Here is a 12,649-nt window from a genome sequence, read left to right as displayed (position 1 = left end):
TCAGCGCCGATGGTACTGCAGGGGGGACCCTGTGGGAGAGTAGGACACCGCCGGACTTAACTTAGCAACACCAGAAAAGCCACCCCACGGGGTGGCTTTTCTGCTTTAACCCACATGCATCAGCCAGCCTCGCAGCCCTGCACTGGCCCCGCGCGACACCAGCGCCGCTACGCCCCAGGACACGCCGGGCGCGTAACGGCGCAACCGGCGCGCCACCCGCGGAGGTCAACGGGGGCGGTCAGCGGGAGCGGTCAGCGGGAGCTCAGGGGTCAGCGGGCGGGGACGGCGTCGAGGGCGTCCAGGTCGTTGTCGAGGTCGTCTGTTGCCGTCAGGACCTCGCCGTTGAGTACCTGGAGCGACCAGTCGGTGTCGTCCAGGCTGGCGACGTTCAGGGCCGCGTTGGTGATGGTGCCGACGAACTCGCCGAGGGCCTTCATCAGGGTCAGGCGGATCAGCGTGCCGTGGGAGACGACGATGATCCGGGCCCCGGGGTGCGCCACGGCGAGCTCACGCAAGGCCTCGAGGCCGCGCGCGGCGACATCCGCTTCGGACTCCGCGCCGATGAAGCCGCCGTTGCCGGTCGGACCGCCATCGATGCGCAGGGCGTCGAGCTCAGGGCCGGCGCTCAGGCCCTCTGCGGGACCGTAGTTGCGTTCCACGATCTCGGGGATGCGGCGGGTCACCGTGAGGCCGAGGCCGTCCGCAATGAGGTCGGCGGTTTCCGCGGCCCGGGACAGGGTCGAGGAAACAATGAAGTCCCAGTCGTAGTCCGCCAGGTGGCCGACCGCCTCGGCGGCCTGCGCGCGCCCGGTGTCGTTCAGCGGGATGTCCGACAGACCCTGGATCCGCATGGCGGCATTCCAGTCGGTCTGGCCGTGGCGGATAAGGGCGAAGGTCGTTGGTGAAGTCACTACTCCATTGTCCCCCGGCCGGGGACCCAACCGGGAATCGCCAAGGCGGCCCGGACCCTGCCCGAACGCCTGCGACGCACGGCAAGGCTACGCCCGGCTCTGGGCGGGTGGAGACTGCGCGGGTTGACGCCGGGTCAGGCGGCGACGCTACGCGAGTTGCTCGCGGCCAGGCGGCGGGAGAGCAGTGCGGGCGAGGTGACGGGAGCCACGACCATGCGCCACAGCGTGACGAGAGACCAGCCGAACATCACGATCAGGAGGCCGTTGCGCGCCGTCAGCAGCACGAGCGCCGACAGGTCGCCGTTGACGAGGGGCATGTAGAACACCGGGAAGATCAGCGTGGTCAGAACGCCGATGGCGACCATCATGTACGCCGGCGCGCGCCAGGCGTGCCAGCTGTGGCTGACTCCGACGATGACGACGGGCGCGAGCCACAGCATGTACTGAGGGGACCCGACCTTGTTGAAGATGATGAAGGCGCCGACGAGCGCGAGCGACCCGACGAGCAGGAGCTGCGAGACGTCGTGGTGACGGCGCAACGCGACCAGCATGAGCGTGACGATCGCCCCCATGGCGATGAACATCAGCGGATTCATCAGGGAGGCGACGAGCGTTGTGCCGGGTCCGCTGACCTCGCGGGTGGCGATCGCGTAGTTCTGGTAGATGAACGTGTTCGGGTGGCCGAGGGCGGCGAGCCAGACCCAGGGGGTCGTGATCGGCGCTTCGAGCTGCATAGCCCGGTCGGACTGCATCGTGACGAAGCCGGTGATGTACTTGAGTCCGCCGAGAGCGAAGACAGTGCCGACGACGCCGGCCGTGACCGCGATGCCCGTGAGGATCACCGTGATGCGACGCCGGGACGCGACAACGACGGCGACAACGACGGCCGCCGGCCAGACCTTCACCCAGGTGGCGATGGTGAGCAGTGCTGTGGCCACGATCGGGCGACGGGCGAGCAGGACGAGACCCATGATCACGAGCGGGGCGGTGAGGCCCTCGAGCCGGAGCAGGCCGACGGGGCTCAGGACGAAGCTGATCACGAGGAAGAACCAGGCGGAACGGTAGCCGCTGATCTTGCGGCCGGCATCCGTGAGCACCATGACGGCCAGGGCGTTCAGCGCGGCCGTCATCAGGAACCACATCAGCTGGTACAACAGCGGACCGCCGAGGCCGGCGAACACGATCGGGAACAGGGCGCCGATCGGGTAGACCCACTCGACGTTGATGCCCATCCAGACGTGGTGCACGAGGCCCTGCTGGGCCCACGTGCGGTAGAGGGGCAGGTCGCCGAGGACATTGCCGGTCAGGATCGCGGGGAGGAGGGCCAGGAGGAACACGACGTGGATGGCGATGAAGCCGATCACGAGGGTGCGGGGGGTTTCCAGCCACAGGCGGCGGGCGGGCGTGAGAACGCGTCGGACCCGGTGGTCGACCTGGTCAAGAATGTAGGACATTTCACTCACCTCTGCAGACGGCCAAAAGCCCGGGAGGGCAGACTTCATCCAAATTATAGGTTTGTGCGCTGGGTTGCAAGACAGTTCTGCCCGGTTACCGGCCCTTCCTGCTGAGAGAGCTCACAGCCTGATGGCGGTCAGGCGAGCAGTTCGCGGATGTCCGCGGCCGTGAGCGCGGTTCCCCTGGCGCCGTCGGCGGAGAGCACGCTGTCGAAGAGGCGTGCCTTGGTGGCCTTGAGCGCCATGACCTTCTCCTCGATCGTGTTCTTCGCGACGAGCCGGTAGACGAACACATTCTTGGTCTGGCCGATCCGGTGCATCCGGTCGACGGCCTGCGCCTCGGTCGCGGGGTTCCACCAGGGGTCGAGCAGGATGGCGTAGTCGGCCTCGGTCAGGTTGAGCCCGAAGCCTCCGGCCTTGAGGCTGATCAGGAACACCGAATTGGTACCGGTCTTGAACTCGTCGATCACCGCAGCCCGGTTGCGGGTCTTGCCGTCGAGGTAGGAGTATCTGATACCGGCGGCTTCGAGCCGGTTGCGGGCCCGGCCGAGGTACTGGGTGAACTGGCTGAAAATGAGGGTGCGGTGCCCGCCGGCGACGATGTCTTCGAGCAGTTCGAGGAGCGCGTCGAGCTTGGTGGAGGGGATCCCGTCGTACTTGGCGTCGTAGAGGCCCGCGTCGAGGCTGAGCTGGCGGAGCATCGTGAGGGATCGGAAGATCTCGAAACGGTTCGCGTTCAGGTTCTCGATCAGGCCGAGCACCTTCTGCCGTTCCCGGGCCAGGTGGGTGTCGTAGACGGCCCGGTGCCGGGGGTTCAGGGTGAGCTCGAGCACCTGCTCCTGCTTGCTCGGCAGGTCACCGGCGACCTCCTCCTTGGTGCGGCGCAGCATGAACGGGCGGATGCGGCGGCGCAGCTGGGCGAGCCGTTCGTCGTTCGCATCCCGTTCGATGGGCTTCTGGTAGTAGTCCGCGAAGCGGGTGGGGCTCGGGAACAGGCCGGGCGCAGTGATCGACAGCAGCGACCAGAACTCCATCAGATTGTTCTCGAGCGGGGTGCCGGTGATCGCGAGCTTGAACGGTGTGTCGAGGCGCCGGGCGCATTGGTAGGCCCTGGATGCGCGGTTCTTCACGAACTGGGCCTCGTCGAGCAGGAGACCGGCCCACGGCACCGCGTTGTACTCGTCGAAGTCGAGGCGGAACAGCGTGTACGAGGTGATCACGACATCCGCTTCGGCATGGAGGGCTGCGATGCCCGTCGCCCGTTTGCGCGAGGTCTCCGTGACGGATGCGACGCGCAGGCCCGGCGCGAATCTCGCGCACTCCGCAGCCCAGTTCGAGACGACGCTCGTGGGAGCGACGACGAGGAACGGGTGCGCGGGTGCGTCGCTGTCGCGTGCGGCCACCGCGCGGCTGATCAGGGCGATCGCCTGCAGGGTCTTACCGAGCCCCATGTCGTCGGCCAGGATCCCGCCGAGCCGGTGGTCGTGAAGGAAGCCGAGCCATTCGAAGCCGGACTGCTGGTAACTGCGGAGTGTCGCGTGCACGCCGTCCGGCAGCGGGAGCGTCGGTACCCGTTCCACGTCGGTGAGCCCGGCGACGATGTCGCGCCAGCCGGCGGCCTGGCTTGTCACGACGCCGAGTTCCTGCAGTTCCTCCCAGAGGTCGGCCTGGAAGGGGCTGATGCCGAGGGAGGTCGCGGATGGTTCCTGCAGGCTGCGGGCTTCCTCGATCAGGCGGCGCAGGGTGTGCAGTTCGGGCCGGTCGAGGCTGAAGTACGTGCCGCTCGGGAGGATGAGGATGTCCTGGCCGGTCGCGAGGGCCCGGAACAGCACGTCGAAGGGCACGTCCTCTCCGTCGATCGAGACGGACACCGCGAGATTGAACCAGTCCCGGTCGTCGAGGCGCTCGCTCGTGCCGACGCTGATCACCGGGGCGGTGTCCGCCGCCCGGTAGTCGACCACGACGCCGCTCTGCACGACGACGACGTCGGGGAGTACTTCGAGCCGCGGCACGACCCCCTCGAGGAAGTCGATCATGCCGGCGCCGGTGAGTTCGGAGTGCCCGGACAGCCGGGGCACCCCGCCGCGCCGCGGGGCGAGCTCGGTGAGGGGTGCGAGCAGTTCGTCGACGGAGCGGAGGATCCGTGCCTCGGCGGCGGAGTCCCGGTAGCGGTGCTCTCCCGGAGCCGGCCGCAGTTCGAGGTCGTATTCCCCTGCTGGGGTTTCGGTGCTGGTGCTGGTGCCGGTGCTGGTGGCGGCCGGGCCCGCCTGGTAGCGCCACGCCCAGTTCAGAGCGATGCGCGCATCCGCCTGGTGGCTGATCGTGAGCGTGAGCTCGGGGCGCGGGCTTTCGGGCAGCTCGAACGAGTCGTCGCGGCTCGTGACGCGCGCACGGTCGCGGAGGTACGGGTAGAACTCGGCGAGGAAGTCGGGCTCGTCGGCGGTGGGCACGTCGATGGACTGGCCGGTGGCGGCGAGGTTCCGCAGCTCCCTGCTGACCTCGACAGCGAGCGGCGCGAGGGTGAGCCTGCCTCCGGTCGGGTCCCCGGCCGGGGCATCCTGCCAGGTGTAGATGCCGTGCGCCGGGTCGCCCGTGAAACCGAACCGGCCGCCGGGCAGCCGGTGCTCGTCGAGTACGACGGTGGGGGTGAGCGCGAGGCCGCCGGGTGTGCGGCGGATGTCGAGCTCGAGTGATGCGGGACGATCGGCGATGCGCACGGGATCCTGGGCGCCCGAGGTGGAGATGAGCGGGATGCCGGCGGCCGTCGCCTCCTCGAGCAGGCCCCAGAGCGCCCGGTCCGGGAAGTCGTCGAGCTGGATCCACTGCGTCGCCGAGCCGTAGTACGGGCGTCCGGCGAGGTGCAGGGCGTAGAGCGCGGAGAGCACCCGCCGTTGGGCGCGCTGGGCGGTGCCTGCGGTCTGGGCGATGTTGTCCCAGGTCAGGGCGCCGCGGATCCAGCGGCCCTGCTTGCCGAGCAGCATCGGCCGGGCGGCGAGGTGCCGTCCACCGGACTGGAACCGGGAGTTGACCGGGGCGAGCACCTGGAACTGCAACGCGAGTTCCGTCCCTGTCCGCGCGGCCGTCTCTCCGGGTGTGGGCAGGCCGCCGAGCGCGCTGCGCCAGCGCGGGACGGTCGGGGCGGGCGCTGCGGATGCTGCTGCGGGGGACTGGACTGCATACAGGGCCGGCGGCGCGGACCGCCTGCGGAAGCGGTCGACGTCGGCCTCGTCGGCCTCGATCGAGCCCGGATTCCCGCCGTTCCGGCTCGTGACGAGCAAGGCGGCGACATGCTTGCAGTTGCTCCGCATCGGGCAGGTGCAGAGCCCGGTCGCGCGCACCGCGACACCGGCGGGATTCAGGATGAACGAGATGGTCACCGTGTACGGCGTGCGTCCAGTGCCCCGGACCTTTCCGATGAGCCTGGTGCCCGAGTCGTCCCAGACTTCGGACAGGACGTGGCCGTTGCGCGCATAACGTTCACCGCGCGAAAAGGCCTGGCTTCCGACGAGGAGGGCGATCTCGTGTGAGCTGAGAGAGTGAGCCATAAGGGGGAAGAGGGTTCCTTAGAAGGTCGAACCCCATTCTCCCACGGTGTGGCCGGCAGCGGAGGCGGCGGCGGCCTCCGCTGCCGCTCAGCGGGCGAGGCGGGCGGCGGCGCCGGTGGGGACGACGACGAGCGGCACCGGAAGGGCGTTGAGCATCCGGTGGGCGGTGATGCCGAGGAAGATCGTGGTCGGCTGGGCGAGGCGGCTCGAACCGACGAAGGCGACTTCGTCCGTTCGCCACTCGATGGCCTCCACCGCGGACTCCACGTTCTCGCCGACGGCGACCTCGGTCGTGATGGCGCCCGGAGCAGACGATCGCGTCGAGTAATACTCGAGCACCGATTCGAGATGCGCCGTGCTCTCCGCGGTCCGGGCCGCCTCGACAGCGGGCGTCGACTCGCCGTGCTGGGCGCGCCGGGAGTCGACCTCGACGAGGGTGAGGAAGCGCACGTCAACGCTGAGGCCCTCCGTGAACGCCAGCAACGAATCGAGGAGAGTCGACCAGCCGGGCCGGGTTCCGATCGCGCAGGTGATCCGGGAGATCTGCGCCGGGGCGAGGTACCCGTGCGGCGCGAGGGCGACGGGTACGGGCGAGGCGTGCAGGAGGGCGTTTGCGACACTGCCGATCGTGTAGCGACCGCGGATGCCGTGGCGTGAGGCTCCGACGACGATCCGGTCGGAGTCGAATTCCGTGACGGCCCTCAGCAGCCCGTCGGAGGTCGCATCCGCCCAGATCAGGTGCGTCGTGGCCACGACGTCGGCCGGCACTCTCGCCGCGGCGCCGGCGAGCCACTCGAGGCCCTGCTGTTCGAGGAGTGCCTCGAAGTCGGAGCCGGAGGCGCGCAGCCGGGAGGGCGCGATAGTGGAGTGCGGCAGCACGAGGCACAGCCGCAGCTCGGCTCCGGTCAGCCGGGCGAGGGCGACCCCGAGTTCGATGGCATCATTGCCGCGATCGGTCGCTTCGTAGGCGACGACGTAGTTCGCTGTCCTGGTCACGCTGGATCTCCCTGGGTTCTCGGTGAAATGTCGGTGGGGCTGGTCTGTGCGCTTCGTGGCCGGTGCTGCTCGGTGCTGCTCAGTGCTGGTCAGTGCTGGTCAGTGCTGGTCGTGATGCTCATGTCCGTGCGCGTGTCCTGCGGCACCCGGCTGCACGTCGAGGGAGGGGTTGCGGTCGAAGAAGCCGACCGGCTTGAGCCAGAATGACACGGTGTCGGCCGGCATGACGGGCCACTCCTCCGGGCGGGTGATGTGGTGGATGCCGAAGACGTACCAGAGCACGATGTCGGTGTTCCGCACCGGCCGCCCGGCGCGGGTCCACTCGGGCAGGCCGTGGTCGACCGCGCTCTGGTTGACGAACTCGCCGCAGGGCCAGCGCTGCGTCTCGTCTCCGGGGGTGACCCACACCGTGTGCCCGATCACCTGGGCGCGCTGGAACACCGGCGAGGAGGGGTCGAAGAACGAGGGAATTGCGCCGCCCGGAACGAGCTTGTACGACACCGGGGTGCCGAGCCCGTTCAACGTCGCCTCGTTCACGACCTTCCAGCTGCGTTGGGTCGCCCAGTCGTAGTCGTCGAAGCCCTCGGTCTCGATGGGCGTGCTCCGCTGGGTGAGGGCGAGGCCGAGCGGATTCGCTTCGTCGATCGGCTCGACGCGCGTCTCGGAGCGGAACACCGTGTTCTCGGTCCCGTCGATGTCGAGGTCCATCCGGGCGACGATGAAGTGCTGGTGGAAGGGGGCGTATGTGCGGGTGTCCACAAGGGTGCCGTTCGGATGCGGGTGGCCCGCGTCGAGGCTCGTGACGACCATGATCCCGGTCGCGCGCACCTCGCACTCCATATTGCCGTCCTGGTAGAAGCGCCAGTAGACGAGGTATTCGTAGTTCGCGACGGTGACGTGGAAGGAGACGACGAGGCGACGCATCCGCCGTACCTCCGATCCGCCATCGTGGTCGACGTGCTTCCAGAGCACGGCGTTGTCCTCTTCGTGGATGCAGATGGCGTTGGGAATCGAGTACGGTTCGCCGGCGCTGTTGTGCAGCACGGCGTCGAGGTAGCGGATCTCGCCGAGGCAATCGCAGCCCAGTTCGAGTGAGGTCGTCATGAAGCCCAGGCCCCACTCGCCGATATCGAAAGCCGTGCGACGGAAATGATCGACGCTCGGATCCCGGTAGGGCACGACCATTTCGGCGAAGGAGAGCCGGTTGGCGATCGGGCGGACGCGCTCGCCGTCCCGGTAGCTCACTTCGTGCAGCGTCATGCCCTCCCGGTAGTTGAAGCCGACCCGGAGCGACCAGTTCTGCCACTCGACCCGGTGGCCGGTGACGGTGAAGCTCGGCCCCTCTGCCTGCACGATGTCGAGCGGCCTCAGCGGAGGCCGCCGGCTCAGGTCGCGGATGCGAGGAGGGATGAGATGCGGCACGTATTCGCCCATCACGGCCGGGCGGTCGACCGCGAACGAGTCCTCGACGTCGAGGAGTTCCATCGTGTTGACGTCGATCACGAAGTGCAGTCCGCTCACCGGTCCGGCATAGGGGTTGGCGCCCGCCTCCGCGCGCACCCAGACGTCGGACCAGCCGATCCTCCTGCCCCGGAATCGCTCAGGGATGACGGCGTCACCGTAGGTCCAGGTGTCGATGAAGACGTTGTCGAGATCGGTGATGTCCCGGCGGGCGAGGGCGGCGACGACGTCCGGGTGCGCGCGGAGAGCCGCATCCGCTTCGTCCCACTCGTCGACCGTGAAGTTGGCCTGCACGCCCGGCACCGTGGTCCAGTCGAGCAGGGCGTCTGCGCTGAGGGAGACGAGCGCCACCCAGGTGCTGTTCTCGGCCCGGTTCAGCACGACGAGCCGGGCGAGGCGCTCGGGCACCGCACCGGCACGATCGAAGGCGGACCTGGCGTGCCGGCCCGGCTCGACGAGTTCGATCGAGGCGAAGCGCCAGCCCGGTCCGACACCGCGCTCGCGGCCGACGATGGCTGCGGCCGCGGTGAACTCGTCGGCCGTCAGCGGGTCGAGGGGATGGAAGGTCATCGGGGCTCCTCATCATCGAAGGCGTGTCTCGGCGGCGCTGTCGCCTGCCGCCGTTTGCGGTCATTATGGCACCGGTACCGCCGGACGCGAGTGCTGGCGCCGAGCGTCGCCAGCCTCTAAACTTGAGTCGACGCGACTCAGCTTTGTTTGTCGGCGGGCTGTCGCACGAGAGAGAGGAACTTCCCATGCAAGCAGGCCAGCAGCCGCCCCAGGAAGAGGCGAAGTCTGCGCTCGAGAAGTACGGCGTGAACCTCACCGAGATCGCGAAGAGCGGCAAGCTCGACCCCGTGATCGGGCGGGACGCCGAGATTCGCCGCGTGAGCCAGGTGCTCACCCGCCGCACCAAGAACAACCCGGTGCTGATCGGCGAACCCGGTGTCGGGAAGACCGCCGTTGTCGAGGGTCTCGCCCAGCGGATCGTGGCCGGCGACGTGGCCGACTCACTCAAGGGCAAGCAGCTCGTGGCGCTCGACCTCGCCGCCCTCGTGGCCGGGGCGAAGTACCGCGGCGAGTTCGAGGAGCGGCTGAAGGCCGTGCTCAAGGAGATCAACGACGCCGAGGGTCAGATCATCACCTTCGTCGACGAACTGCACACCCTGATGGGTGCGGGCGGCGGGGAGGGCTCTGTCGCGGCATCCAACATGCTCAAGCCGATGCTCGCCCGCGGCGAACTGCGCCTGATCGGAGCGACGACGCTCAACGAATACCGCGAGTTCATCGAGAAGGACGCCGCCCTCGAGCGGCGCTTCCAGCCGGTGCTCGTCGACGAGCCGAGCGTGGAGGACACGGTCGCGATCCTGCGCGGCCTCAAGGAGCGCTACGAGGCGCACCACAAGGTGTCGATCGCGGATGCCGCTCTCGTCGCGGCCGCGTCCCTCTCGAACCGGTACATCACCGCGCGTCAGCTGCCGGACAAGGCCATCGACCTGATCGACGAGGCCGCGAGCCGGTTGCGGATGGAGATCGATTCCGCCCCCGTCGAGATCGACGAGCTGCGCCGCAGCGTCGACCGGCTCAAGCTCGAGGAGCTGGCCCTCAAGAAGGAGAAGGACGACGCCTCCCGCCAGAGGCTCGAGAAGCTGCGGGCCGACCTGCTCGAACGTGAGGACACCCTGAAGGGACTGCAGGCCCGGTGGGACAAGGAACGCGCCTCGCTCAACCGGGTCGGCGAGCTCAAGACCCGACTCGACACCGCGCGGAGTGAATCGGAGCGGGCCCAGCGCGAGGGCAACCTCGAACGCGCCTCCCGGCTGCTCTACGGCGACATCCCCGTGATGGAACGCGAACTCGCCGCCGCCGAGCAGGCAGAGTCCGACGGACCGCGGATGGTCAACGACCAGGTCACCGCGGAGGACATCGCCGCCGTCGTCGCGATGTGGACGGGTATTCCCGTCGGTCGCCTGCTCCAGGGCGAGACCGAGAAGCTGCTCAACCTCGAGGGCGAGCTCGCGCATCGGCTGATCGGCCAGAAGCGCGCCGTGCGCGCGGTCGCAGACGCGGTGCGTCGCAGCCGGGCGGGCATCTCCGACCCCGACCGGCCGACCGGCTCGTTCCTGTTCCTCGGACCGACCGGCGTGGGCAAGACCGAGCTCGCCAAGGCGCTCGCCGAGTTCCTCTTCGACGACGAGAAGGCCATGATCCGCATCGACATGAGCGAGTACGGCGAAAAGTTCTCGGTGTCCCGCCTGGTCGGGGCGCCTCCCGGCTACGTCGGCTACGAGCAGGGCGGGCAGCTCACCGAGGCGGTGCGCCGGCGCCCGTATTCGGTGATCCTGTTCGACGAGGTCGAGAAGGCGCATCCCGAGATCTTCGACGTGCTGCTGCAGGTGCTCGACGACGGGCGCCTCACCGACGGCCAGGGCCGCACCGTCGACTTCCGCAACACCATCCTCGTGCTGACGTCGAACCTCGGCTCGGCGTTCCTGATCGACCCGACGCTCAGCACCGAGCAAAAGGAGGAAGCCGTGCAGCTGCTCGTGCGGCAGACCTTCAAGCCGGAATTCGTGAACCGGCTCGACGACATCGTCGTCTTCCAGTCGCTGTCGATGGAGGACCTCGGCCAGATCGTGGAGCTCATGATCGACCGGCTCGAGAAGCGCCTCGTGGAGCGCCGCCTCGAACTGGCCGTGACGCCGCGGGCGCGCACCTGGCTCTCCGAACGCGGCTACGACCCGATGTACGGCGCCCGCCCACTGCGGCGGCTCATGCAGACCGAGATCGACGACCGGCTCGCGACCGCGATCCTCTCCGGCAAGGTGCGCGACGGTGACACCGTGCTCGTGGACCTCGCGGCCGATGGCGACTCCCTCACGGTCGCGCCTGCGCCCGCTGTGCCCGTGCCGCCGCATCCGCTCGACGAGGCCGACCTCTAGAGCGCAGCCCGTATCATCGCGAGAGCGGGTGAGGCGTCGTTTTCGCACCCTGAAACCGACGATTCACCCGCTTTCGCGGTCAGCGGAACGGGGGCTGGGCGACGGCGTGCCGGCGAGGTCGGGAACTAGGCTCGGAGCATGCGTGCAACTGTGATCTATGGCGAGCGGGACATCCGCCTCGAAGAAGTACCCGACCCGATTCTCTCGACCGGCGGTGACGCGATCGTGCGCGTCGTCGCAGCCTGCGTGTGCGGCTCCGACCTGTGGCCGTACCGCGGCGTGCAGCCGACCAAGGAGCCGCACCGGATCGGCCACGAATTCGTCGGCGTTGTCGAGGAAATCGGCGCAGACGTCACCACGATCAAGGTCGGCGACTTCGTCATCGCGCCGTTCTACGACTGCGACAACACGTGTATCAACTGCCGGAACGGCGTGAGCACCTCCTGCCTGCACGGCGGCTGGTGGGGTGCTGACGACCGGCTCGGCGGCTTCGCCGACGGCGCCCAGGGCGAGCGCGTCCGCGTGCCGCACGCGGACGGTTCCCTCGTCGCGACACCGTCCCAGCCGACGGATGCCCAGATCCCGGGCCTGCTGACCCTCGCAGATGTGATGGGCACCGGGCACCACGCCGCGGTCTCCGCGGGAGTGACCCCGGGCAGCACCGTCGTCGTCGTGGGTGACGGCGCCGTGGGCCTGTGTGCGATCCTCGCCGCGAAGCGCCTCGGGGCCTCACGGATCGTCGCCATGTCCCGGCACGCCTCGCGGCAGGTCGTCGCGCGCGAATTCGGCGCGACTGACATCGTCGAGGAGCGTGGCGCCGAGGGCGTCGCGAAGATCCACGAGATGTTCGACGGCATCGGCGCGGACTTCGTGCTCGAGTGCGTCGGAACCAAGGAATCGATGGAGCAAGCTGTCGCATCGGCCCGACCCGGCGGAATGGTCGGTTACGTGGGCGTGCCCACCGGTGGCCCGATTGCCATGCAGCCCCTCTTCGGCCGCAATGTCGGGATCAACGGCGGTGTCGCATCCGTGCGCGGCTACATCGAGGAACTGCTGCCGGAGGTGCTCTCCGGGGCGATCAACCCGGGCCGTGTCTTCGACCTGGAGCTGCCGCTCGCCGACGTCGCCGAGGCGTACGCCGCGATGGACGAGCGCCGCGCGATCAAGGTCCTCCTCCGCCCCTAACCCGCCCGGAACCCGCCGCTCGCAGCCTTCCTGGCCGCGAGAGTACGAAAAAGGCCCCTTCGCTTCGCGTGAAGGGGCTGTGAAGTCTCGTTCTCAATCTGACAGTTCTGTCTCATGACCTTGCTGACAGTTCTGTCTCGGGACCTGCCTGACAC

The 12,649-nt window shown here is 68.7% G+C and carries 7 protein-coding genes; 2 read left to right on the top strand and 5 right to left on the bottom strand.

Going from position 1 to position 12,649, the window contains the following annotated elements:
- Positions 1-269: 269 nt before the first annotated feature.
- From QN357_RS13925 to QN357_RS13905, 5 genes are all read right to left on the bottom strand, one after another.
- On the bottom strand, positions 270-911 hold the full coding sequence (locus tag QN357_RS13925; protein ID WP_277870862.1) for a histidine phosphatase family protein: 642 nt from the start codon (positions 909-911) through the stop codon (positions 270-272).
- 134 nt (positions 912-1,045) lie between these two features.
- Positions 1,046-2,365 (bottom strand): glycosyltransferase 87 family protein, encoded by a 1,320-nt coding sequence (locus QN357_RS13920; RefSeq protein ID WP_166790701.1) that lies wholly within the window; start codon positions 2,363-2,365, stop codon positions 1,046-1,048.
- A 137-nt stretch (positions 2,366-2,502) separates the two neighbouring features.
- On the bottom strand, positions 2,503-5,910 hold the full coding sequence (locus tag QN357_RS13915; RefSeq protein ID WP_322189075.1) for a DEAD/DEAH box helicase: 3,408 nt from the start codon (positions 5,908-5,910) through the stop codon (positions 2,503-2,505).
- An 87-nt stretch (positions 5,911-5,997) separates the two neighbouring features.
- Complete coding sequence (locus QN357_RS13910) at positions 5,998-6,906, bottom strand: universal stress protein (RefSeq protein WP_166787243.1); 909 nt, start codon at positions 6,904-6,906, stop codon at positions 5,998-6,000.
- 99 nt (positions 6,907-7,005) lie between these two features.
- Positions 7,006-8,937, bottom strand: coding sequence for a primary-amine oxidase (locus QN357_RS13905; RefSeq protein ID WP_322189078.1), 1,932 nt, complete (start codon positions 8,935-8,937; stop codon positions 7,006-7,008).
- A gap of 185 nt (positions 8,938-9,122) precedes the next feature.
- Here QN357_RS13905 and QN357_RS13900 point away from each other — a divergent pair, with 185 nt between their 5' ends.
- The gene (locus QN357_RS13900; protein WP_134446164.1) at positions 9,123-11,309 is read left to right on the top strand and encodes an ATP-dependent Clp protease ATP-binding subunit; all 2,187 of its coding nucleotides are present in this window, start codon (positions 9,123-9,125) and stop codon (positions 11,307-11,309) included.
- Between the two features lie 138 nt (positions 11,310-11,447).
- Positions 11,448-12,494, top strand: a complete 1,047-nt coding sequence (locus QN357_RS13895) for a zinc-dependent alcohol dehydrogenase family protein (protein ID WP_134446165.1) — start codon at positions 11,448-11,450, stop codon at positions 12,492-12,494.
- The last annotated feature ends 155 nt before the right edge of the window (positions 12,495-12,649 follow it).

Origin of the sequence: Cryobacterium sp. RTC2.1, assembly GCF_035018685.1 — a bacterium.
Taxonomy (GTDB): Bacteria; Actinomycetota; Actinomycetes; order Actinomycetales; family Microbacteriaceae; genus Cryobacterium; species Cryobacterium glucosi.
This window is presented reverse-complemented; position numbering and strand designations above follow the sequence as displayed.